This window comes from Moorena sp. SIO3I6, from assembly GCF_010672095.1.
Map to the genome: position 1 here is coordinate 1 of NZ_JAAHHU010000903.1, position 1988 is coordinate 1988.

Genomic DNA, 1988 nt, shown 5'->3' on the forward strand with positions numbered 1-1988 from the left:
ACCAGTAACAATCCAGGTGTTAATGAAATTGATATCTTAACCGGAGGAGCTGGTGCTGATACATTTGTGATTGGAGATCAGAACAATGCTTACTATGTCGGGGCAGGATTGTTTGGTTTCAATGATTACGCTGTAATTACGGATTTCCAATCTGGTACGGATGAAATTCAACTCAAGTCAGGCATCAACTATACCTTTGAAGACAACTTTATTGCTATCAATTCTGATTCGGGCCTTGATGTTATTGCTATAGTTGCTGACGCCTATAACCAAGGGGATCTGATCTTTGTATAACGATTAGTACACGGTGGCGGAAACAACTGACTAGTTAAAGTCTCCTTGATCTGGTTTGTTTCCTGTTTTTCCTCTGTCTTAATCCGTTGGTGGGCAGTGTCAAGTAATGCGATGTTCCTTCGGAACCGCTTCGCGAACGCGCTTCTTGGTGAATCGGTTTGGTTCACTGCCCACCCTACATCTACTGTGATTAATCGATTGGTGGGCAGTGCCGAGCAATGGGCTTTGGCTTAGTGAATCGGTCTGGTTCACTGCCCACCCTACATCTACTGTGATTAATCCGTTGGTGGGCAGTGGCGAAAAATGCTATGACTTGGTGAATCAGTTTGGTTCACTGCCCACCCTACATCAATTGTGATTAATCCGTTGGTGGGCAGTGGCGAAAAATGCTATGACTTAGCGAATCGGTCTGGTTCACTGCCCACCCTACATCAATTGTGATTAATCCGTTGGTGGGCAGTGGCGAAAAATGCTATGACTTAGCGAATCGGTCTGGTTCACTGCCCACCCTACATCTACTGTGATTAATCGATTGGTGGGCAGTGTCAAGTAATTTTATCGCCAGGTTGATGAATCGGTCTGGTTCACTGCCCACCCTACATCAACTATCCCAGGATTTTCTTAAGAAATTTCATAGTGATTAAATAGGTGGGCTTAACACCTGTTGTTCCCAATCCCCCGGAAGCTAAGGTGCTGCCTGTCAACAAGGGGTTATCAGAAGCATAGTAAGCATAACGCAGCTTTACCTTATCATCGATACTTTTTCGGATCATAGAAGCAGCTTGAATTGCCTTTTGTAAGTGTGCCCCTTCCATCTCCAAGCCAATCACATTCCAAGATGAACTTTTGAAGTAAGCTAAAATATCAGAGTTTTGCAAAGAGGTTCCCATTACTGTCACCAACGCTCCTTCATAAATGGGGATACCATCATCTTGAAAATCCTCACTAGTAAGCTCATTAACAAAAGGATAATTATCTGCTGTTCCTTCAAAGATGTGTGCCGTTGGTAGCATTAAGTCGCCCTTGTGTCCCACCAATATTCCCGCTTTTCCCATTACCGAAATCGATTGGACATTAAGTTTTTGGGATTGCCCACCGGTTTTATAAGGTTTGAGTAATTCATCCATAATCTCAAACGCTTGTTCCCCAAAAGCATAATCCATTACCAAGAGAACTGGCTTTTCTTGTTCAATTATGTTATGATTAATGGGTAACTCAGGAGATAGCAAAGGGAGGGGTAACATAGCAGTATCAAAAATCTGCACGTGGATATTTGTCCCAGCTCTATCGGCTAGATAAAACATCCCATTTTGTAAGGCAAACTCCCTAACCTCTTGGTTGAGGTGGGCGTTTTCTGGTAGACTTAACTCACGGGCAATGTCCTCAATTTTTTTGTCTTCTCCCAAGGTGTGTTTCAGTGCTGATGGCGCAAATAAGCAATTCATCACGCTATGCAAATTCGCACTAATAATATGGAGTGGGCGCTCCCATAAGTTGTTTTCTAACACAAAGCCTTTAACATCACTTGCCCACTGCGCCCCGTGGATATGATGTCCAATCCGCTCCCGCAGTGTGGAACTGAAAGTAATTTTGCGATCGCGTTGGGATTGGACCTCTTCCATCGCTACTCGACCCAGCCAATAAATAATATCAAATAGACCATTATTATCAGAGCTGCCCTGAGCCAGGCGATA

Annotated in this window: 1 protein-coding gene and 2 pseudogenes; 2 read left to right on the forward strand and 1 reads right to left on the reverse strand. The window is 43.8% G+C overall.

Annotated elements, in window-relative coordinates:
* Both F6K49_RS44220 and F6K49_RS44225 read left to right on the forward strand, forming a co-directional pair.
* Positions 1-294, forward strand: a pseudogene (locus tag F6K49_RS44220) (hypothetical protein); the annotation flags it as partial.
* Between the two features lie 208 nt (positions 295-502).
* Positions 503-652 carry a hypothetical protein gene (locus F6K49_RS44225; protein WP_293108261.1) on the forward strand — a complete coding sequence of 50 codons (150 nt, stop codon included), beginning with the start codon at positions 503-505 and terminating at the stop codon, positions 650-652.
* Positions 653-899: 247 nt separating this feature from the next.
* Here F6K49_RS44225 and F6K49_RS44230 read toward each other — a convergent pair.
* A pseudogene (locus tag F6K49_RS44230) lies at positions 900-1988 on the reverse strand (hypothetical protein); the annotation flags it as partial.